The sequence below is a fragment of the Sinorhizobium sp. P24N7 genome (genome assembly GCF_042436655.1).
In the GTDB taxonomy this organism is placed as follows: domain Bacteria; phylum Pseudomonadota; class Alphaproteobacteria; order Rhizobiales; family Rhizobiaceae; genus Sinorhizobium; species Sinorhizobium meliloti_A.
In genome coordinates, this window is record NZ_JBHMIW010000001.1 from 526846 (window position 1) to 547672 (window position 20827).

Consider the following 20827-nt stretch of genomic DNA (forward strand, 5'->3'; position numbering starts at 1 on the left):
TTTTCCTGGGTAAATGTGCGGAAAATGGATACCTTAAATTGCGCCGCATCGGCGTAACCATTCATTCACCAAAACGCGCCAGAATGCGGCAGATAGACCGTCAGGACGCGCCATGAACACGCCCTCAGCGACCCCACGGGCCGCACTGCTTGCAACGACTGCATTTCTGGCGATCGCCGCACCGGACGGCGCCCGCGCGGCTGAAGAAATGATGCGCGTCTATATGGACCACGCCCGCGTGCTGAAGCTCGACCGGCCGGTCAGCAAGGTGATCATCGGCAATGCGGAGGTTGCCGACGCGACCGTGGCGGATGCGAAGACCATCGTGCTGACCGGGCGCAATTTCGGCACCACCAATCTCGTCATTCTCGACCAGGACGGCAACGCCATGGTCGACGAGCGCATCCTCGTATCGATCGACGAGGGCAACACGGTGCGCGTCTATAAGCAGACCGTCCGCACCGTTCTCTCCTGCACGCCCAATTGCGAGCGTGCGGAACGGCAGGCTTCCGCTTCGAGCGGCAATTAAGACCGGAAAATTCGCCCTGCCCCTCACCCTAACCCTCCCCCGCAAGCGGGGAGAGGGGACTTAAGCCGCAAAGCGAGCCGCTTGTCCCTTCTCCCCGCGTGTGGGGAGAAGGTCGCGGCAGCGGGATGAGGGGCCGTTCCGCCCTCAGCTTCAGAACCACTAAAATTCTCCGGGTCCTCGAAAACGAATCTTCAACAGTCGCCGTGTATTTTGCGCCAACCAGTTGACAGGATGGAACGGCGCGATGTCGATCGACGAGAAAGCATCCACTCCCCGGGCTCGCTCCCCGCGCGGCCTGTTCCGGCGCTTCATCGGCGACCGGAAAGGTGCGACCGCGATCGAATTCGCGATCCTTGCAATGCCCTTCTTCATCGTCGTCTTCGCCTCGATCGAGACATTCGTCGCTTTTGCCGGCGAGCAATTGCTGGCCAATGCGACCGATACGCTGGCGCGGAAAATCCGCACGGGTGAAATCACTACAGATGCCGGCAAGCCCGGCTTCACGACAGAAACCCAGTTCCGCCAGGCCTTCTGCGAGGAAATCGCGATTATGATGACCTGCTCGGCGACCGAGGCGACGCAAGCCTCGAAACTCTATCTCGACGTCCGCAAGCTTCCCGCCGATCTCAGTGTCTTTCCGGAAGCCGTGCCGCGGATCGGCTCCGATCTCGACACCAGCGGCTTTACTTTCGCACCCGGCGGCCCGAACGACTACACCATGGTGCGCGCCTATTACCGCTGGACCGTGATCACCGATCTCGTTCGTCCCCTGGTGACCAAGCTCAGACCCGCCGGCGACAGCATGCCGCGCGATTATCTGATGGTCTCGACCGCCACCTTCCGCAACGAAAACTATTGAGGCCGCCATGGAACGCCTTCCTGCATGCAAACGGCAGCTGTGGGGGGTCTTCCACGGACTGTTGCGGGACCGGCGCGGCGCCGGGGCCGTGGAATTCGCCATTGTCGCACCGCTTCTGATCGCGGCCTATATCGGCGCTTTCGAGCTCTCGCTCGGCTTCACCGTGGCGCGCAAGGTCGGGCGGGCCTCGAGTGCGGTGAGCGACATCGTCACCCAGGAGCAGCAGGTGACCAAGGCCTTTCTGGACGACATGCGCAACGTCGCAAAAAACATGCTGGTGCCCTATGACGGCTCCGACTACGACCTCAAGATCACCGGCATCCAGGTGAACGGCACGACCGAAGGCAAGGTCGCCTGGTCCCGGGGCTGGTCGGACGCGAGCGACGGTGCGACGGTTCCCTATGCGGTCAATTCCGTGGTCAGCGTTCCGGCGGATCTCGACGCGGTGAATGCCTTCGTCGTGCGCACCGAACTCGTCGTCAATCACCAGCTTTCCCTGTTCGGCTCGGACGCCGGCGGCACGATCCCTCTCTCCAGGACCTCCTACTACCGCCAGCGCTTCGGCACGACCATCAACTGCACCGATTGCTGAGGCTTCCCTCCCGGCACCCACGCCGCGTGGGTCCTGGACGGCATGCATCAATTGCAATGGACAAGGCGGCGCGCTATTTCTGCCGGATTGTGCGGCGACGGCCGCGAAAATCTTAATGGCACCGGCTCGCCGCTTATCGCGCTCGCGCTCGGGATCAGTCAGGGTGTTTCATGGCGCGTGCGTTCCTTTTCGTCCTCGATTCCTTCGGCATCGGCAATGCGCCGGACGCAGAGGCTTTCGGCGATCTCGGCGCCGATACGCTCGGACATATCGCGGAATTCTGCGCGGCGGGAGCGGCCGACCGGACGGGTCTGCGGGAAGGGCCGCTTCATCTGCCCAACATGTCGGCGCTCGGCCTCATGCATGCGGCGCGGCTCGCGACCGGGCGGCTGCCCGCCGGCATGGCGCTGCCGGAACGCGTCTACGGGATCTACGGCGCTGCAAGCGAAGTCTCGCGCGGCAAGGACACGCCGTCCGGTCATTGGGAAATCGCCGGCACGCCGGTGACCTTCGACTGGGGCTATTTTCCGGCCGAAGGCGACGCCTTCCCTCCCGAACTGGTCGAAGCGATCTGTCGCGAGGGCGATGTGCCCGGCATTCTCGGCAATTGCCATGCTTCGGGTACCGACATCATCGCCCGCCACGGCGAAGAGCATATGCGGAGCGGCAAGCCGATCTGCTACACCTCGTCCGATTCCGTCTTCCAGATCGCCGCGCATGAACAGACCTTCGGGCTGGAGCGCCTGCTGAACCTCTGCGAGGTCGTCCGCCGGCTCGTCGACGACCACAATATCGGCCGCGTCATCGCACGGCCCTTCGTCGGCAGCGACCCGGGCAACTTCACGCGCACGGGCAACCGTCGCGACTATTCGGTGCCGCCGCCCGAGCCGACCGTTCTCGACCGGCTGCAGGAGGCCGGGCGCACGGTGCACGCGATCGGCAAGATCGGCGACATCTTCGCCCATCAGGGTGTGACCAGGCTTACCAAGGCCAACGGCAACATGGCTCTGTTCGACGCCAGTCTGGAAGCCATCGAAGAGGCCGAAGACGGGGCGCTCGTCTTCACCAATTTCGTCGACTTCGACATGCTCTACGGCCATCGCCGCGACGTGCCCGGCTATGCCGCCGCGCTCGAAGCCTTCGATGCACGCCTGCCCGATCTCGACCGCCGGCTGAAACCCGGCGACATGGTGATCCTGACCGCCGACCATGGCTGCGATCCGACCTGGCGCGGCACCGACCACACGCGCGAGCGCGTGCCGGTGCTGATGTTCGGCCCGACGCTTCGCAGCCGCTCCTTCGGCATCGCCGACAGCTTCGCCCATATCGGAGAAACCGTCGCAAGACATCTCGGCATTGGCGCCGGCCCACATGGGAGAAGCCTCATTTGACCGCTCATCTGAAGAAAGCCGAACTGCATTGCCATATCGAGGGCGCGACGCCGCCTGACCTGGCGCTGAGGCAGGCGCGCAAATACGGCGTCGACACCAGCGCGATCATCCGCGACAGGGCCTATGTCTGGGAGGATTTCAGCAGCTTCGTAAGGTGCTACGACGCCGTCGCCTCGCTGTTTCGCACCGAGGGCGACTATGCGCTTCTCGCCGAGACCTATCTGACGGAGCTTGCCGAAGCGGGTACGATCTACAGCGAAATCATCGTCTCGCCCGACCATGGCGAAACGATCGGGCTCGGCGCCGACGCCTATATCGAGGGCCTCGCCGCCGGCATGGAGGCGGCGAAGGCGAAGACCGGCATCGAATCGCGCATGCTGATCACCGGCATCCGCCATTTCGGTCCCGACTCCGTCATCAGGACCGCCGAATATGCAGCGATGCGCCGGCATCCGCTCGTGACCGGCTTCAATCTGGCCGGCGAGGAGCGCATGCACAGCGTCGCCGAATTCTCCCGCGCCTTCGACACCGTCCGCGATGCCGGCCTCGGCCTCACCATCCACGCGGGCGAACTTTCCGGCGCCTTCAGCGTGCGCGATGCGCTGGACCATGTCCGCCCGGCCCGGATCAGCCACGGGGTCCGGGCGATCGAGGACGGCGATCTCGTGAAGCGCCTTGCCGACGAGGGCGTCGTGCTCGAAGTCTGTCCCGGTTCGAATGTCGCGCTTCAGGTGTTCCCGGACTTTGCCTCGCATCCCCTTAGGCGGCTTTACGAAGCCGGCGTCCGCGTGACGCTCAATTCCGACGATCCTCCCTTCTTCCACACGTCGCTCGCGCAGGAATACGACATCGCCTTCCACGCGATGGGCTTCTCCGACAGCGAGATCGACCGGATGACGAAGACCGCGATTGAAGCCGCCTTCGTGGACGAGCCCACGCGAGAGAGGTTGCTGGCCGCGTTGCATGTCTGTTGCGCGGATGAGCGGGCGCAGCTGCACAACTTCCACCTACACTCTTGCGGCCCCCGCCCTTTCCATGGAAAAGAGGGTGGATAGCCAATTTTCGCGGGGAAGATGAGCCATGGACGGCGTAACGGTGATCGGTCATCCGCTGGTGCAGCACAAGCTGACCATAATGCGCAAGAAGGAAACGTCGACTGCGGGCTTCCGCCGGTTGCTCAAGGAAATCTCCACGCTGCTCTGCTATGAGGTCACGCGCGATCTGGAGCTGACGACCGAACGGATCGAGACGCCTCTCGTGGAAACCGACGCACCGGTGCTCGAGGGCAAGAAGCTCGTCTTCGCTTCCATCCTGCGCGCCGGCAACGGCCTGCTGGAGGGCATGCTCGAACTGGTACCCTCGGCGCGCGTTGCGCATATCGGCGTCTACCGGGACCACGAGACTCTGCAGGCGGTCGAATATTTCTTCAAGGCGCCGGACAACATCAACGAGCGCCTCGTCATCGTCGTCGACCCGATGCTCGCCACCGGCAATTCCTCGATCGCGGCCATCGAGAAGCTCAAGGAGCGCGGTGCGCGGAACATCCGCTTCCTCTGCCTCCTTGCCGCTCCGGAGGGTATTCGCAACTTCCAGGGCGCCCATCCGGACGTTCCGATCTTCACCGCCTCGATCGACAGCCATCTCAACGAGAAGGGCTATATCGTGCCGGGCCTCGGCGATGCGGGAGACCGCATGTACGGAACGAAGTAGGGTTGTCGGCCTGCCGTCCTGCCGCCTCGGAAAAGGCGCTGCATCTCGTCAACGAGTCCGATAAGGTGCGGGATGCGGGCGCAAAACCGCACACGCTTTTCCTCACTCCGCTCTCAGCTTCGAAACGACCACCGGCCGTTGCGCCGGCTCCTCGTCCGCGATCGCATAGAGCGTGGCAACCCGCTTTGCGATCGCCTCGGCCTGGCTTCGGTCGGCAGCATGGACGAAGGCGATCGGCTCGCCCTTTTCGACTTTCGTCCTGAGCGGTCGCAGGCCGGTAAAACCGACGCGATGATCGATCCGGTCATCCGGGCGGATGCGCCCGCCGCCGAGTGCGATGACCGACATTCCCAATTCGCGCGTCTCGCAGGACGCCAGATAGCCGTTCCGGCCCGCCGGCACGGCAAGGACCGCGGGCGCCTCGGCAAGATAGGCGCCCGGGCGATCCACGAAATCGGCAGGTCCGCCGAGCCGCCGGATCATGAGGCCGAAACGCTCCATCGCCTGCCCGCTCTCCAGGACGCGCCGCGCCATGGCTTCGGCTTCGGTTTCATGCGCCGCAATACCCGCTGCAACGAGCATTTCCCCAGCCAGGGCCATCACGACCTGATCGAGGCGGGTTCCCGCTTTCTCGCCACGCAGATAGGCCAGGCAGCTCTCTATTTCGAGCGCGTTTCCGGCCGCGTCGGCCAGTGGCTCGTTCATGTCGGTGATCAGCGCAGAGGTGCGCACGCCCGCGCCATTGGCGACCTCGACCAGCGAACGCGCCAGGACTTCGGTTTCGGCGGGATCCGTCATGAAGGAGCCATTGCCGAGCTTGACGTCGAGGACCAGCGACCCGAGCCCTGCGGCGAGCTTTTTCGAAAGGATCGATGCGGTGATCAGCGGCACCGAATCGACGGTGGCCGTCACGTCGCGGATCGCATAGAGGCGCTTGTCGGCCGGCGCGAGATCGGCGGTCTGGCCGATGATGGCGCAGCCGACCTCATCGACCACCAGCCGAAAGTGCTCGGGCGATGGCTGGATGTCATAGCCGGGAATCGATTCGAGCTTGTCGAGCGTCCCGCCGGTGTGGCCGAGCCCCCTGCCCGAAATCATCGGCACGGCCGCACCGCAGGCGGCGACGATCGGTGCCAGCATCAGCGAGACATTGTCGCCGACGCCGCCCGTCGAGTGCTTGTCGACGATGGGACGTGCGAGATCGCTCCAGTCGAGCGTTTCCCCGGAATCGCGCATCGCCAGCGTCAGCGCCACGCATTCGTCGCGATTCATCCCGGAAAACCAGACCGCCATGGCGAAGGCGGCCGCCTGCCCTTCCGAGACCGAGCCATCGGTCACACCCGCGATGAAACCGGCGATATCCGCCGGATCAAGCCGATCGCCGTCCCTTTTCTTTCGTATGATTTCCTGCGGAAGCATGGCCGTTCAGCCTTCGCTCGCGATCATCTCTTTCAGGATTGCCGCCAGCCGCGTGCCGCCGAGCGGTGCCATTTGCTTGGTTTCTTCATGGCTGAGTTCCGCCCCGGTCATGCCGGCGGCAAAATTGGTGACGACGGAGGCGGCGGCGACCTTCAGTCCGAAGAACCGGGCGAGAATGACCTCCGGCACCGTGGACATGCCGACCGCATCGGCACCGAGGATACGGGCCATGCGGATTTCGGCCGGCGTCTCGAAGCTCGGCCCGGAGAACCACATATAGACGCCGCGCGCGAGCGGGATGCCGAGGCGTTCGGCGGCCTCCTCCATCCCTATGGCCAGCGCCGCGTCATAGGCATTCGTCATGCCGACGAAGCGCTCGTCGCTTTCGACGCCGATCAGCGGATTGGCGCCGGCAAAGGCGATGTGATCGGCAATGCGCATGACCGAGCCCGGCGGCATGTCTTCGCGCAGCGAACCGGCGGAATTGGTGAGGATCAGGTTCTCGACGCCGATCCGCTTCAGCGTCTCGATCGGCACGCGCATGGCACTGGCGTCGCCGCGTTCGTAATAATGGGCACGGCCGGAAAGCACGGCGACGGGAGTGTTGCCGATCCTGCCCGCCACGAACTCGCCGGCATGGCCGGAAACGCCGCTCACCGGAAAGCCCGGGATCTCCGCATAGGGGATGCGCAGCGGCTCCGCCACCGCGTCGACGAGCGAGCCGAGGCCGGAACCGAGCACGATCCCGTAGCGGGGCGCAAGCGCCCCGAGCTTGCCCCCGAGGAAGTCCGCCGCCGCCGTCATCCGAGAATCTCCGTCTCGAAGCTGTGCGGCAGCAGGTCGGAGAGCGCCAGCGTCTTCCTGATCCCCGTTTCGTCGCAAAGATAGATGCGGGTGCTCGCGCCGGAAAATTCCGCAAGCCGCTGACGGCAGCCGCCGCAGGGCGGGCAGAGCGCGAGTTTCTCGGCGACCACCGCGACCTCCGTGATCTTGCGCTGGCCGGCCATTACCATATGGCTGATCGCCGTCGTCTCGGCGCACCAGCCCTCCGGAAAGGACAGGTTCTCGATGTTTGCGCCCGTATAGATCCTGCCGTCCTCGGCGCGAATGGCGGCGCCGACCGGAAACTTGGAGTAGGGCGCATGCGCCTTCGCCATGGCTTCACGCGCCGCGACAAAGAGTTCGTCCTTGGACATGATTAGCGCTCCTTCACATAGGGTACGCCGCCCGCCTTCGGCGGAATGGCCTTGCCGATGAAGCCGGCAAGCAGGATGACGGTGAGGATATAGGGCAGGGCCTGCATGAGCTGCACCGGAACCTGGCCGATAAGCGGCAAGGGCGTGCCCTGCAGACGGATCGCGAGCGCATCGAGGAAGCCGAAGAGCAGGCAGGCGAACATGACGTTGAGCGGCCGCCATTTGGCGAAGATCAGCGCCGCAAGCGCGATATAGCCCTTGCCCGCCGTCATGCCCTTGACGAAGCCCGCCGTCATCGCCAGCGAAAGATAGGCGCCGGCAAAGCCGCAGAGAATGCCGCAGCAGATGACAGCCCGGTATCTGAGCCAGATCACCGAGATACCAGCGGTATCGACCGCGCCCGGATTCTCGCCGACGGCGCGCAGCCTCAGGCCGAAACGGGTGCGGTAGAGAATCCACCAGCTGATCGGCACCATGGCGAAGGCGAGATAGGTGAGCAGGAAATGGCCGGACAGGAGGTCCGCATAGACCGGCCCGAGGACGGGAATTTCGCGGATCATGTCCGCGTCGGGGAAGTTGATCGTCTGGAACCGCGCGCCTTCGGCGAGCGCCGGCGTGCGGCCGCCTTGCCGGAACCAGGCCTCTCCCAGGATCACGGTGGAACCGGCAACGATGAAGTTGATCGCCACACCCGAGACGATCTGGTTACCGCGCTGGGTGATCGAAGCATAGCCGTGGACGAGCGACAGGGCCACGGAAACGAGGATCGCCGCAACGAGCCCCACCCAGACGGACTGCGTGACGGCTGCCGCCGCCCCGGCGGCAAAGGCCGCACCGAGCATCTTGCCCTCCAGGCCGATGTCGAAAACGCCGGCGCGCTCGGTGAACAGACCGGCAAGGGCTGCGAAGACCAGCGGCACGGAGACGCGGATCGTCGATTCCAGGAGCACGACGAGAACGTGGAAGAAATCCATGATTTCAGGCTCCCTTGGTCTGCACGACGGCGGCCGCGCGCTGGCCGCGCATCGCGAAGGCGCGCGTGATCGCCGGGCGGAACATGTTCTCGAGCGCCCCGGCAAAGAGGATCACGAGACCCTGGATGATGACGATCATGTCCCGGGAGATCGAAGGCATCTCGAAGGCGATCTCGGCGCCGCCCTGGTAGAGCACGCCGAAAAGGATCGCGGCGGGAATGATGCCGCCCGGATGCGAGCGCCCCATCAACGCCACCGCGATGCCGACGAAGCCGGCGCCTTGCACGAAATCCAGCTGCATGCGGAACTGCTCGCCCATGATCGGGTTCAGCGCCATCATGCCGGCAAGGCCGCCTGATATCATCATGGCGACGACGGTGATGCGGCTTTCGCTGATACCGGCATAGCGCGCGGCAGACGGGCTATGGCCCATGGTGCGCATCTCGTAGCCGAGCCTGGTGCGCCAGATCAGCACCCAGACCGCGAAGGCGGCCGCCAGCGCCAGGAGGAACGAGATGTTGAACGGCGCCGTGCCGATATTGAGGCCGAAGATCGACAGCAGCCAGTCGAGCTTCGGCAATTGCCCGCCTTCGGCGAAGGTGCGCGTCTGCGGCGCCATCGAGCCGAGCGGCTTCAGCACGCGTGTCAGCAGATAGACCATCAGGCTGGAGGCGATGAAATTGAACATGATGGTGGTGATGACGATATGGCTGCCGCGTTTGGCCTGCAGCCAGCCGGGCAGGAACGCCCAGAGCGCGCCGAAGAAGGCGGAGCCGACGATGGCGAGCGGGAAGACCACGTACCAGGGCATAGTCTGGTCGAGCCAGAGGCAGGCGAGCGCCACGCCGATGCCGCCGACATAGGCCTGGCCCTCGCCGCCGATGTTGAAAAGACCGGCATGAAAGGCGACCGCCACCGCGAGCCCGGTGAAGATGAAGGTCGTCGCGTAATAGAGCGTGAAGCCGATATATTCGCCGCGGCCGAAGGCGCCGTTGATGAGATGATAGGCGGCTTCGAGCGGGTTTTCGCCGACGAGGAGAACGACGAGGCCGGCGACGAGGAAGGCGACGGCAAGATTGATCAGCGGAATGAGGCCATATTCCACCCATACCGGGAGTTTCGCATAGGGCGTACTCATTCTGCGGCCTCCTTGCGGCCTTCGACACCGGCCATCAGCAGGCCGAGCTCGCCTTCGGTCGCTTCGGGGCTGCGTTCGCCGACGACGCGTCCGGCAAACATCACGAGGATGCGGTCGGAAAGGGAACGTATCTCGTCGAGCTCGACCGAAACCAGCAGAACGGCCTTGCCCTGGTCGCGCATCTCGATGATCCGCTTGTGGATGAATTCGATCGCGCCGACGTCGACGCCGCGGGTCGGCTGGCCGATGATGAGGACGTCCGGATCCCGCTCCATCTCGCGCGCAAGCACGACCTTCTGCTGGTTGCCACCGGAAAAATTGGCCGTCCTCAGCCGCGCATTCGGCGGGCGAATATCATATTTGGCAATCTTCTCCTCGGCATCCTTGCGGATCCCATCGATGTTCAGGAACATGCCGTTGGAGAAGCGCGGGTCATGGTGGTAACCGAGGATCGCGTTTTCGCACTCCTCGAACTTGAGCACGAGACCGACGTGATGCCGGTCTTCCGGCACATGCGCCAGTCCGCGATCCCGCAGTTTCGCCGGGTCCGCGTTCCCGGTCACGTCCACCGGCTTGCCGTTGAGGAGAACCGTCCCGGAGGCGGCCTTGCGGATGCCGGCGATCGCTTCGAGCAGTTCCGACTGGCCGTTGCCGGCCACGCCGGCGATGCCGACGATCTCGCCTGCACGAACCTCGAAGGAGACGTTATCGACCATGGTCACGCCGCGGCTGTCCTTGACCGTCAGCCCCTGGACGGCGAGCTTCACGTCAACGGGATTGCTCTCGCCCTTCTCGACACGCAGCAGCACGCGCCGACCGACCATCAGCTCGGCCAGTTCCTCGACCGAGGTTTCACGCGTCGTGCGCGTCGCCACCATTTCGCCGCGCCGCATGACCGACACCTCGTCGGTGATCGCCATGATCTCGCGCAGCTTATGGGTGATGAGGATGATCGTCTTTCCCTGCGCCTTGAGCTGGCCGAGGATACGAAACAGGTGATCGGCCTCGGCCGGCGTCAAGACGCCGGTCGGTTCGTCGAGGATCAGGATATCGGCCCTTCGATAAAGCGCCTTCAATATCTCGACGCGCTGCTGGAGGCCGACCGGCAGCTCCTCGATCAGGGCGTCCGGATTGACCTCGAGCGCATATTCCTTCTCGAGCCGCTTCAGCTCCTGCCGCGCCTTGGCGATGCCCTTGTTGAGGATCTGGCTGTCTTCGGCGCCGAGCATGACGTTTTCGAGCACGGTAAAGTTCTCGACCAGCATGAAGTGCTGGTGGACCATGCCGATCCCGACGGAGATCGCCGCATTCGGATCGCGAATGGAAACAGGCTTGCCGTCGACCAGGATCTCACCGTTGTCGGCCTGATAGAAGCCATAGAGGATCGACATCAGCGTCGACTTGCCGGCACCGTTTTCACCGATGATGCCGTGGATCGTGCCCTTGCGAACCTTGAGATTGATGTTCCTGTTGGCGTGGACCAGCCCGAAGCTCTTGTCTATTCCACGCAATTCGATGGCAATATTGTTCATATTGGCCTGCGATCCCCTTTTTGCCCGCTTCGGCTCATCGCAGAAACCGTGCCGACAATTTTTTTACCATTTGGTATAAGTTTATCATCGATTTTCAGGCGCGAAAGCCTGGGCGACGAAATCTCCTTATACTCTCATAGGATCGCCGGTGAGAGTCCAGCGCGAATATACACAGGGAGATTGCATCCATGGCGCGGGTGCGTGAAGCCGCTTCCCTCCCCCTTGTGGGGAGGGTTTGGGGGGCCTTGCGGAAGGTCGCGGGCTAAATCCCGGCCAACTAACGCAGCAGCCTCAATGCGTTGATCGTCACCAGGACGGTCGCGCCGGTATCGGCGAGGATCGCCGGCCAGAGGCCCGTCACGCCGGCAATGGTGGTCGCCAGGAACACGGCCTTGAGGCCGAGTGCGATCGTGATGTTCTGGTGAATGTTGCGCATCGTCACCCGTGACAGCTTCACCATCTCCGAGACGTCCGAGACGCGGGCATGGAGGCTGGCCGCGTCGGCCGTTTCCAGCGCCACGTCGGTGCCGCCGCCAACGGCGATGCCGACATCCGCCGCCGCCAGAGCCGGCGCGTCGTTGATGCCGTCGCCGACCTTCGCCACGACGAAGCCTTCGGCCTTGAGCCCGCTTACGATGCGCTGCTTATCCTCGGGAAGAAGCCCTGCATGCGCCTCGATGCCCCCGAGCCGGCCGGCGATCGCCTCGGCCGTCGCCCGGTTGTCGCCGGTGAGCATCACCACCCGCAACCCCTGAGCGGCGAGCGCCCTCAGGCCCGCCGCGGCATCCGCACGCGGTTCGTCGCGCATGGCAAGCGCTCCGGCTGCCCTCCCGCCGACGACGAGCACGGAGACGGTCTTCCCCTCATCCTGCAGGGTTTCGATCCGAGCCAGTTCATCCGCCGCCAGCGGCGCGCGCTCCCGGGCCGCCTCGGGCGAGCCGAGGAAAAGCTCGACGCCGTCTGCGGAAGCGGCAACGCCCTTGCCCCCGATCGCCCTGGCGCCTTCGACGGGAAGGAGCGCCAATCCATCGGCTTCGGCACGCGACAGGACGGCGCGGGCCAGCGGATGGCTGGATCCCTGTTCGAGCGCAGCGGCGTAGTCGAGCACCTCCGCTTCCGATCTGCCGAAGGCGACGATGTCGGTCAGCTTCGGCCTGCCTTCGGTGAGCGTTCCGGTCTTGTCGAAGGCGACGGCTGTGATCCTGCCGAGATTTTCGAGGACGGCGCCGCCCTTGATCAGAAGACCGCGGCGTGCACCTGCCGAAAGGCTCGCCGCGATCGCGGCCGGCGTGGAGATGACGAGGGCACAGGGGCAACCGATCAGGAGAAGCGCGAGCCCTTTGTAAATCCAGTCCTGCCACAGGCCGTCGAAGGCGAGCGGCGGGATGATCGCGACCAATGCCGCGACGAGCACCACGCCCGGCGTGTAATATCGGGAGAAGCGATCGATGAAACGCTCCGTCGGCGCCTTCTTCTCCTGCGCCTCTTCGACAAGCCTGATGACGCGCGCGATGGTGTTGTCGGCTGCGGCGGCGGTGACGCGCACCCGGAGCGCGCCGTCACCATTGACGGTTCCGGCAAAGACGTTCGCGCCGGCTTCCTTCAGGACGGGCGTGCTCTCGCCTGTCACCGGCGCCTCGTCGACGCCGCTCTCGCCGGAGACGATGATACCGTCGGCGGGAAGCCGGTCGCCGGGACGGACGAGGACGATGGCGCCAGGGGCCAGGCTTTCGGCGGGGACCTCCACGGTCCTGCCGTTTTCTTCGAGGAGCGCCGATTTCGGCACGAGCGCCGTCAGCGCCTGTATGCTCGCCCGTGCCTTGCCCGCGGCAACGCCCTCGAGCAGTTCCCCGATCAGGAACAGGAGGACGACCATGGCCGCTTCCTCGCCGGCGCCGATGAAGACGGCACCGGCTGCCGCAATGGTCATCAGCATCTCGATCGAGAAAGGCGTGCCGGAAACAGCTGCCATGAGCGCGCGTCTCGCGATCGGCACCAGGCCGACGAGCATGGCGAGGGTGAAAATCCAGGGCTCGGTACCGGGAACGAACTGGCCGATGGCGTAGGCTGCGGCAAGGGCAACGCCGCAGGCGAGCGTGAGCCTGCCTTTTGCCGTTCGCCACCATGGCAAGGGCGCCCTGAAATGGGACGACGGCTTCGTGCCTGCCGGAAGGATTGTCGGATGGCCGTGATCGTGGTGCGGGCCGCCTGCAACATGCCCGTGGCCGCAGCAGGCGTGCTCGCTCTGAGCCGGCTGCCGTTCCGTCGCAACGTCAAGCGCCGTAAGCCCGTAGCCAAGGCCGCCGACCTTCCGCATCACCTGGGCGCCGATATCGTCGCGCGCCACATGCCGGACGGTCATGGTGCCGGCGGCCACCGAGACATTCACGTCCTCGACCCCCGCAACCCGCCTGACGGCCGTGTCGATCTTGGTCGCGCAGGACGCGCAATCCATCCCATCGACGCGGAATCTCGTTTCCCGAAATATGCCTGTCATTCCATGCTCCTTACGAAACCGGAAGCAGGCTAAGTCCTCTAGCAACTAGAGGTTCAAGAGGGAAAATGCGCGGTCACCCGGCATTGGCCGCGAGCTTGCGCTCCGCCTGCGCCCCGTCGGTGAACAATTCCGGCATCAGATCGGCCAGGCGGACGATCTTGCCCGTACGCGAACTCTGAAGCGCCGCAATGCCGCAAAGGACCGACATGGCGCCGGCCCGCGCACCTGCGCGCTGTCCAAGCGGATCCGTCGCATCCGGCGCGAAGAGCGTATTCCGCAGCCGGTCGTCGCCGCCATAGTGCCCGCCGGGAAAATGCGGCACCGTGATCCGTTCGATCGCCGGCTTGCCCTTCGGAAAGTTGCGGACGAGCAGGATCATGTCCTCGGCCGGCGTCTCCCACGGCTGGTCCTCGTACTGGCGAAGCTCGATCCTGCCCTTCGTACCGTTGAAGGCGATATGATGGCCCTCGATCGGCTGGAAGGTGTTGAGCGAATAGGAGACGTGGACATCGTTGCGGTAGCGGATATTCGCGATCATCGTGTCGGGGATGTCGATATCCTCGCGGAAGACGCAGCCGTCGCGGAAATAGCCGTCGATTTCGGAAGGTTCCTCATAGAGCGCGTCGAGAAACGGATCGGCTTCGAGATCGAGGTAGAAGTCGCACTCGCTCTTGTGAGGACAGAGCTTGCAGCGAGGACCTCGAAACGGTCCCTTGCGGCCGTACATCTGCAGGTCGGCAAAGGCGCTGACCGCGTCCGGATCGCTGTCGAGATACCAGTTCAGGAGGTCGAAATGGTGTGTCGCCTTGTGCACGAAGAGGCTGCCCGATCGTTCCGTATAGGCATGCCAGCGGCGGAAATAATCGGCGCCGTGGCGCGTATCGAGATACCAGTGGAAGTCGACCGAGGTGACGCGACCGATCTCGCCGGCATTGAGGAGTTCCTTGATGCGTGCTGCGGTCGGCGCGAAGCGGTAGTTGAAGGAAACGTCCACCCGCCGCCCGGTCCGCTTCTCCGCGTCGAGAATGCGGCGGATCTTCTCGACCGTGGTCGACATCGGCTTTTCGGTGATGACGTCGGCGCCGGACTCCAGGGCGCGCACGACGATATCGTCATGCGTGTCGTCCGGGGTGCAGACGATGACGAGATCGGGGCGCGTTTCGGCAAGCATGGTATCGACATTGCCGTAAACAGGCGCATTGGTGGCGATCATCGTGCGGGCGCGCTCGGCCCGCAGCGCGTTCGTATCGGCAATGGCGACCAGATCGACGAGGCCGCGCCAGCCGGCCAGAAGATCCCTGCCCCACATGGTGGTTCCGCGGTTGCCGGTGCCGACCAGCGCAAAGCGACGCTTGTTGTCCATCATACCCTCACGCAATCCCTGTCATATTTTGCCCTGTCATATTTTGCCCTGTCATATTTCGTAGGAGACACATCCTGCCCCAGCATATCAGCAGCAGTTCCGGTAGCGTTCCACACAGGTCGCGATCACCTCCTCGGCCGGACGCTTCCACCAGTCGTCTGCGGAGAAGATCTCGACCTCCTGAGCCCCGTGGAAGCCGGCCGCCTCGATCCGGCGCCGGATACCCTTGAGGTCGATGACGCCGTCGCCCATCATGCCGCGATCCGTCAGCATGTCCTTCGTGGGGACGAGCCAATCGCAGATGTGATGAGCGAGGATCGCCTGCATTTTGCCGGCCCTCGCGATCTGCTCGTCGAGATCGGGATCCCACCATACGTGATAGACGTCGATCGCCACGCCGACGCCCGGGCCAAGGGTGTCGCAGATATCGAGAGCCTGTCCGAGCGTGTTCACGCAGGCGCGGTCGGCGGCATACATCGGATGCAGCGGCTCGATCGCAAGCGGCACGCCGGCCGCGCGCGCATGCGGCAGCACCGCCGCGATCCCTTCCAGAACCATCCGCCTCGCCGCGTCGATGTTCTTCGAACCTCCCGGAAGGCCGCCGACAACCAGTACCAGGCAATCGGCGCCGAGTTCCGCTGCCTCGTCCACCGCGCGCCTGTTGTCGTCGATCGCCTTTTCGCGTCCTGACGCTTCCGGCGCCGGAAAGAAGCCGCCGCGGCATAGCCCGGTGAGCTTCAGACCGTTGGAGCGGACGATACGCACGGCCTCGTCGAACCCGACCGCCGCCACCTGGTCGCGCCAGGGCGCAATCGCCGTGATGCCGTGCTTTAGACAGATATCCACGGCTTCGGCGAAGCCGCACTGCTCCCGGATCGTCGCCAGATTGATGGAAAGCCCTTCGACCAGCATATGTTTTCCTCCCGATTTCAGGACACCGTCGCCGCCCAGCCCGGCTCGACGGATGAGCCGAGACCGACGGACCGCAAGACGGTGGAAAAGGTGATTTCGCCGCCGCGGATCGCCAGCCGCGCCCGCCCGGAAGCTCTTTCGTAGAGATCGCCATGGCGGGCGAGATAGGCGGCCTGCTCTGCCGCCGGGGCGCCGGCCATGCCGTCGACATAGTGGTGACCGTTGCGTTCGACGTGGCCGGCGCCGATAAGCGCTGCCAGCACGAGATCCTGCTGGAGCGCCAGGCCCGACTGCGTGGTCAGGTCCTCGGCGGACATGAAACAGCATGCGATCCCGGCCTCGGCGTTCCACATCTCCACGCGAGCGCGGTTGATGAGTGCCCGGTAGAAGCCTTTGCAGGACTTCGACGAGATGCCGGCATAACCGAGCGCGCGGGCACGGAGAAACGCGCCGATATCGCCATCGGACTCGTCGATTTCGAGCGGCATCCGCCGGGCGACTTCCGTGACCGGTTTCGACAGCGCCTCGGCGCGAGCGATCGGCTGCTCGAAGAAGAGCGCCGAGGCGCTGAATTTTTCGAGCCGCGGCTCTTCGGCGATCCGGTCGAGGAGATCGGCAACGGCATCGGCATTTTCGAACTGTTCGTTGCCGTCGAGCGTCACCCGATACGCATCGACGCCCTGGTCGAGAATGGCGGCGATGGCGAGCAGACGCTCGGTGTCTTCGGCCGGGCGCCCCGATACCTTGATCTTGAAATAGCGGTGGCCATAGGCGGCGATCACCTCTTCCAGCGTCTGTGGCAGGCCGTCCTCCGGCCGCTGCCCGGGCGCGAAATCGGCCGCCGTCAGCGCGTCTGCAAGGCCGATCGTGTGGCGAACGGCCAGCGTCGGGCCGGGTTCGAGGCGCGAGAGGAACCGCGCAAGGTCGAAGCCTCCCAGATCGGGCGCGGTGGCGTCGGTGATGCCCGGCAGGTTGCCTCTGACCGCCTCGGCGGCGCTTGCTCCGGTCATGCGGCACACCGCGTCGAGGATGGCGCGATCAAGGAGCGCCAGGCCGTAGGAGGCGACAAGGGCTGGCAGGCCATGCCCGGCTGCCGCCCGGTGGTGATCACCCTCGGCAGCCGCGTGCAGCCCGAAGGGGGTCTGCGCCTGCAGCGAGGTCAGCCCTTCGACCGCCAGACGCAAGGAGGCACGCAGCTGCTCGACATTATCCTGCGGCGAAAGACCCGGGTTCTTGTCGAACCATTTCGGCATCATCATCTCGGCCGACCAGCCGATGGCGGACCGGCCGCGCGCATCCTCCACCCGCACCCGGACGAAGGCCTGCGGCGCGCTCGCAACGCGCGCCGAGCCGAAGCGGAAAGGAAAACGGAATTCGACCGGCCGCTCGAAAACCTCCGCTTCGGCCAGCCTGACGCGCGGGGCTTGCGTCATCGCAAAGCCTCACTCGACGCCGTGCACGGCGAGCACGCGCCGCATGCGGGCGGCGGCAAGCTCCGGATCGGTCAGGACCCCGGCTCTGTCGGCAAGGCGGAAAAGCTCGGCGAGATGGACGAGCGATCGGGCGCTCTGCTGTCCGCCGATCATGACGAAATGGTCCTGAAGGCCGTTCAGATAAGCAAGGAAGACGACGCCGGTCTTGTAGAAACGCGTCGGCGCCTTGAAGATGTGGCGCGAGAGCGGCACCGTCGGCTCCAGCAGTTCGAAGAATTCGCCGTTTCGACTGCTGCCCAGCGCTTCCAGCGCCGCCGAAGCCACCGGCGCGATGACATCGAAGATGCCGAGCAGCGCATCCGAATGCCCTTCCTCGTCGCCGGCAATGAGTTCGGCATAGTTGAAGTCGTCGCCGGTATACATGCGCACGGCTTTGGGCAGTTGCCTCCGCATCACGACCTCCTTCTCCTTGGAAAGGAGCGAAATCTTGATCCCGTCGACCTTTGCGGCATGCGCCTCGAGGACCTCGAGACAGGTCTTCATCGCCGCCATGTGGTCGCCATTGCCCCAGTAGCCTTCGAGCGCCGGATCGAACATCTCGCCGAGCCAGTGGATGATCACCGGCTCCTTCACCTGCGAGAGAACGCGGTCGTAGACGCGGATATAGTCCTCCGGGCCCTTCGCCGCGGCGGCAAGCGCCCGGCTCGCCATCAGGATGATCCGGCCTCCTTCTGCCTCGATCGCCTCGATCTGGCTCTCATAGGCCCGGAGAATATCGTCGATCGACACGTCCGGCCCCGGCGCCAGATGGTCGGTGCCGGCGCCGCAGGCGATCAGCGCGCCCTGGCGGCCGCGCGCTTCGGCAAGCGAGCGGCGGATGAGTTCGCGCGCTTCCGGCCAGCCGAGGCCCATGCCGCGCTGGGCTGTATCCATCGCTTCGGCAACGCCGAGACCGAGATCCCAGAGGCGGTGACGAAAGGCGAGCGTGCGCTCCCAGTCGATCGCCGGCGCCAGCCAGGGATCATTGTCGGCGAGCGGGTCGGCGACCACATGGGCGGCGGCGAAGGCGACCCTGGAAAAGGCCTTGGCGTCACGCCTTTTGAAAGGCACCGGCCGACCCGTGAGGTCGTAGCTGGCAAGCCTGCCTTCGATTGGAAGCTTGATGCTGACCATGGTTCAGAGCTCCAATTCCGGAACGTCGAGCCAGCGGCGCTCCGCCCAGGATTTGAGGCCGAGTTCCGCAAGCTGTACGCCCTTGGCGCCGGCCTCGAGCCCATAGGGCCAGGGGCCGTCCTCCGCGACGTGGCGCAGGAACATTTCCCACTGCGCCTTGAAGCCGTTGTCGAAGGCCTGCGTATCCGGCACCTCGTCCCATGTCCTGTAGAAATCGATCGTCTGCGGCTGATCGGGATTCCAGACCGGTTTCGGGGTGTTGACGCGGTGCTGCGTCCAGCATTTCGTGAGTCCGGAGACAGCGGAACCATGGGTTCCGTCGACCTGAAACGTCACCAGATCGTCGCGCCGCACGCGCACCGCCCAGGAGGAATTGATATGCGCGACGATGCCGCCTTCGAGTTCGAAGGTGGCATAGGCCGCGTCGTCGGTGTCGCAGTCGTAGGCGCGGCCCTGTTCGTCGATACGGCTTGGGACATGAGTCGCGCCGAGGCAGGAGACGGCCTTCACTTCCCCGAAGAGATTGTCGAGCACGTAGCGCCAGTGGCAGAGCATGTCGAGGATGATGCCGCCGCCGTCCTTTTTCCGGTAGTTCCATGAGGGCCGCTGGGCCGGAACGCCCCAATCGCCTTCGAACACCCAGTAGCCGAACTCGCCCCGCACCGAGAGGATCTTGCCGAAAAAGCCCGAATCTCTCAGCAGGGCCAGCTTGCGAAGGCCCGGCAGGAACAGCTTGTCCTGCACGACCCCATGCTTGAGCCCGGAGGCGCGCGCCTTCCGCGCCAGCTTGACCGCCGTCCTCAGATCGTCGGAGATCGGCTTCTCGCAATAGACGTGCTTGCCGGCGTCGAGCGCGCGGCCGATGAGCTCGGCACGCATCAGCGTCGTGCCGGCATCGAAGAAGATCTGGTCGTTCGGATCGGCAAGCGCCGCGTCGAGATCGGTCGACCAGCGGGCGATGGCATGGCGCTTGGCCAATTGCTCCATCTTGTCGCGATTGCGACCGACAATGATCGGATCGATCTCCAGTCTTTCGCCCGACTGGAGCGTGATCCCGCCCTGATCACGGATGGCCAGGATCGAGCGCACCAGATGCTGGTTGTAGCCCATGCGGCCGGTGACACCGTGCAATATTATACCCAAACGCGGCATGCCGTTCCTCCCTGAGAGGCCGGTGAGGGGAAGAACCAGCCCTCCCAAGCCAGTAACTAATCGGTTACTTTGTGGCAGAGGAGAATCGCACTTGTCAACAAAAAAAACGACATGTGCCTGGATCAGCGCCGGATCGACGCCAGCGTGACATGGACGATATGGCGCTTCCAGACGTCGAGATTGCTCTTGTCCATGAGGTCGCGACCGAAGATCGTCGAGAGCGTGTACTGGTTGGAAAGGTAGAAATAACCTAGGGCGGCGATCGTCAGATAGAGGTTGAGCGGATCGACATCGGGCCGAAAGAGCCCCTCGGCCTTGCCGCGCCGGAGAAGGTCGGAGAGCTTGTCTATGAAGCTCGAATGCAGCTCCTTTAGACGCGTCGACTGACGCAGCCAGCGGGCCCGGTGCAGGTTCTCGGTGCCGAGGAGACTCAGGAATTCCGGATGTTCCAGGAAGTAGTCCCAGGTGAACATGGCAAGCTCGGCAATTCCCTGCTCGGGTTCCAAGTCGCTGAGATTAAGGGATTTTTCTGCCGTTCTTATCCCCACATAGGCCTCTTCCAGCACGGCGAGATAAAGCTGTTCCTTGTCGCCGAAGTAGTGGTAGAGCATGCGCTTGTTGATGCCGGCCCTCTCGGCGATGGAATCGACGCGGGCGCCGCCTATGCCGTTTTCGGCGAACTCCCGGGTCGCGGCGGCGAGGATCGAGGCACGCGTGCGCTCGGGGTCGCGCTGAAGCGCCCGCTCCGCCCGTCCCCCGGACCCGCTCCTCCCTTTCGCCTCGCCTCTTATCTTGTCCATCACGCGCAACCTCCGCAACCTCTTGCCTTTAACGGCCTTCGGTGCAACTTTGTCAAAATAATTTACAAGCCAATGACAGTTCGGCACACAACTGCTTGACAGGATCACTGCTTCTCCATAACTTGTAACCAAATAGTTATTTGTTGCAAGAGGCCGG

General features: G+C 64.4%; 18 protein-coding genes and 1 pseudogene. 6 read left to right on the forward strand and 13 right to left on the reverse strand.

Annotated elements, in window-relative coordinates; genetic code table 11:
- The first annotated feature begins 112 nt into the window (after nt 1-112).
- The 6 genes and pseudogenes from ACFHWW_RS02510 (at nt 113) to upp (ending at nt 5081) form a co-directional block, all read left to right on the forward strand.
- A complete protein-coding gene (locus ACFHWW_RS02510; RefSeq protein WP_379937191.1) occupies nt 113-529 on the forward strand; it encodes a pilus assembly protein N-terminal domain-containing protein in 417 nt (138 codons plus the stop codon).
- Nucleotides 530-773: 244 nt separating this feature from the next.
- On the forward strand, nt 774-1388 hold the full coding sequence (locus ACFHWW_RS02515) for a TadE/TadG family type IV pilus assembly protein (RefSeq protein ID WP_100669923.1): 615 nt from the start codon (nt 774-776) through the stop codon (nt 1386-1388).
- 7 nt (nt 1389-1395) lie between these two features.
- Nucleotides 1396-1980 (forward strand): TadE/TadG family type IV pilus assembly protein, encoded by a 585-nt coding sequence (locus tag ACFHWW_RS02520; protein ID WP_338277503.1) that lies wholly within the window; start codon nt 1396-1398, stop codon nt 1978-1980.
- Between the two features lie 170 nt (nt 1981-2150).
- Nucleotides 2151-3371, forward strand: coding sequence for a phosphopentomutase (locus tag ACFHWW_RS02525; RefSeq protein ID WP_379937193.1), 1221 nt, complete (start codon nt 2151-2153; stop codon nt 3369-3371).
- Nucleotides 3368-4339: pseudogene (locus tag ACFHWW_RS02530) on the forward strand (adenosine deaminase); the annotation flags it as partial. The gene ACFHWW_RS02525 and the pseudogene ACFHWW_RS02530, both read left to right, overlap by 4 nt.
- A gap of 112 nt (nt 4340-4451) precedes the next feature.
- Nucleotides 4452-5081, forward strand: a complete 630-nt coding sequence (gene upp, locus ACFHWW_RS02535) for a uracil phosphoribosyltransferase (protein WP_018093764.1) — start codon at nt 4452-4454, stop codon at nt 5079-5081.
- Between the two features lie 102 nt (nt 5082-5183).
- Here the strand turns inward: upp and deoA are convergent, their stop codons facing one another.
- From deoA to ACFHWW_RS02600, 13 genes are all read right to left on the reverse strand, one after another.
- The gene (deoA, locus tag ACFHWW_RS02540; RefSeq protein ID WP_379937194.1) at nt 5184-6500 is read right to left on the reverse strand and encodes a thymidine phosphorylase; all 1317 of its coding nucleotides are present in this window, start codon (nt 6498-6500) and stop codon (nt 5184-5186) included.
- Nucleotides 6501-6506: 6 nt separating this feature from the next.
- Entirely contained in the window at nt 6507-7304 is a 798-nt protein-coding gene (locus ACFHWW_RS02545) for a purine-nucleoside phosphorylase (protein ID WP_338277495.1), read from the reverse strand.
- Nucleotides 7301-7696 carry a cytidine deaminase gene (locus tag ACFHWW_RS02550; RefSeq protein WP_003536146.1) on the reverse strand — a complete coding sequence of 132 codons (396 nt, stop codon included), beginning with the start codon at nt 7694-7696 and terminating at the stop codon, nt 7301-7303. The genes ACFHWW_RS02545 and ACFHWW_RS02550 overlap by 4 nt, the downstream gene beginning before the upstream one ends.
- Before the next feature lie 2 nt (nt 7697-7698).
- Entirely contained in the window at nt 7699-8670 is a 972-nt protein-coding gene (locus ACFHWW_RS02555; protein WP_018093761.1) for an ABC transporter permease, read from the reverse strand.
- A 4-nt stretch (nt 8671-8674) separates the two neighbouring features.
- Nucleotides 8675-9808, reverse strand: a complete 1134-nt coding sequence (locus ACFHWW_RS02560) for an ABC transporter permease (RefSeq protein WP_127708786.1) — start codon at nt 9806-9808, stop codon at nt 8675-8677.
- The gene (locus ACFHWW_RS02565) at nt 9805-11340 is read right to left on the reverse strand and encodes an ABC transporter ATP-binding protein (protein WP_379937195.1); all 1536 of its coding nucleotides are present in this window, start codon (nt 11338-11340) and stop codon (nt 9805-9807) included. The genes ACFHWW_RS02560 and ACFHWW_RS02565 overlap by 4 nt, the downstream gene beginning before the upstream one ends.
- A 277-nt stretch (nt 11341-11617) precedes the next feature.
- A complete protein-coding gene (locus ACFHWW_RS02570) occupies nt 11618-13837 on the reverse strand; it encodes a heavy metal translocating P-type ATPase (protein ID WP_379937196.1) in 2220 nt (739 codons plus the stop codon).
- A 73-nt stretch (nt 13838-13910) separates the two neighbouring features.
- On the reverse strand, nt 13911-15200 hold the full coding sequence (locus ACFHWW_RS02575) for a Gfo/Idh/MocA family protein (RefSeq protein WP_379937197.1): 1290 nt from the start codon (nt 15198-15200) through the stop codon (nt 13911-13913).
- Nucleotides 15201-15287: 87 nt separating this feature from the next.
- Nucleotides 15288-16112, reverse strand: coding sequence for a sugar phosphate isomerase/epimerase family protein (locus tag ACFHWW_RS02580; RefSeq protein WP_324762643.1), 825 nt, complete (start codon nt 16110-16112; stop codon nt 15288-15290).
- 17 nt (nt 16113-16129) lie between these two features.
- Nucleotides 16130-17545 (reverse strand): enolase C-terminal domain-like protein, encoded by a 1416-nt coding sequence (locus tag ACFHWW_RS02585; RefSeq protein WP_379937198.1) that lies wholly within the window; start codon nt 17543-17545, stop codon nt 16130-16132.
- 9 nt (nt 17546-17554) lie between these two features.
- Nucleotides 17555-18718, reverse strand: a complete 1164-nt coding sequence (locus tag ACFHWW_RS02590; protein WP_379937199.1) for a dihydrodipicolinate synthase family protein — start codon at nt 18716-18718, stop codon at nt 17555-17557.
- Nucleotides 18719-18721: 3 nt separating this feature from the next.
- Nucleotides 18722-19870, reverse strand: coding sequence for a Gfo/Idh/MocA family protein (locus ACFHWW_RS02595; protein ID WP_379937200.1), 1149 nt, complete (start codon nt 19868-19870; stop codon nt 18722-18724).
- Between the two features lie 122 nt (nt 19871-19992).
- Nucleotides 19993-20670 (reverse strand): TetR/AcrR family transcriptional regulator, encoded by a 678-nt coding sequence (locus tag ACFHWW_RS02600; RefSeq protein WP_018093752.1) that lies wholly within the window; start codon nt 20668-20670, stop codon nt 19993-19995.
- Nucleotides 20671-20827 lie beyond the last annotated feature (157 nt).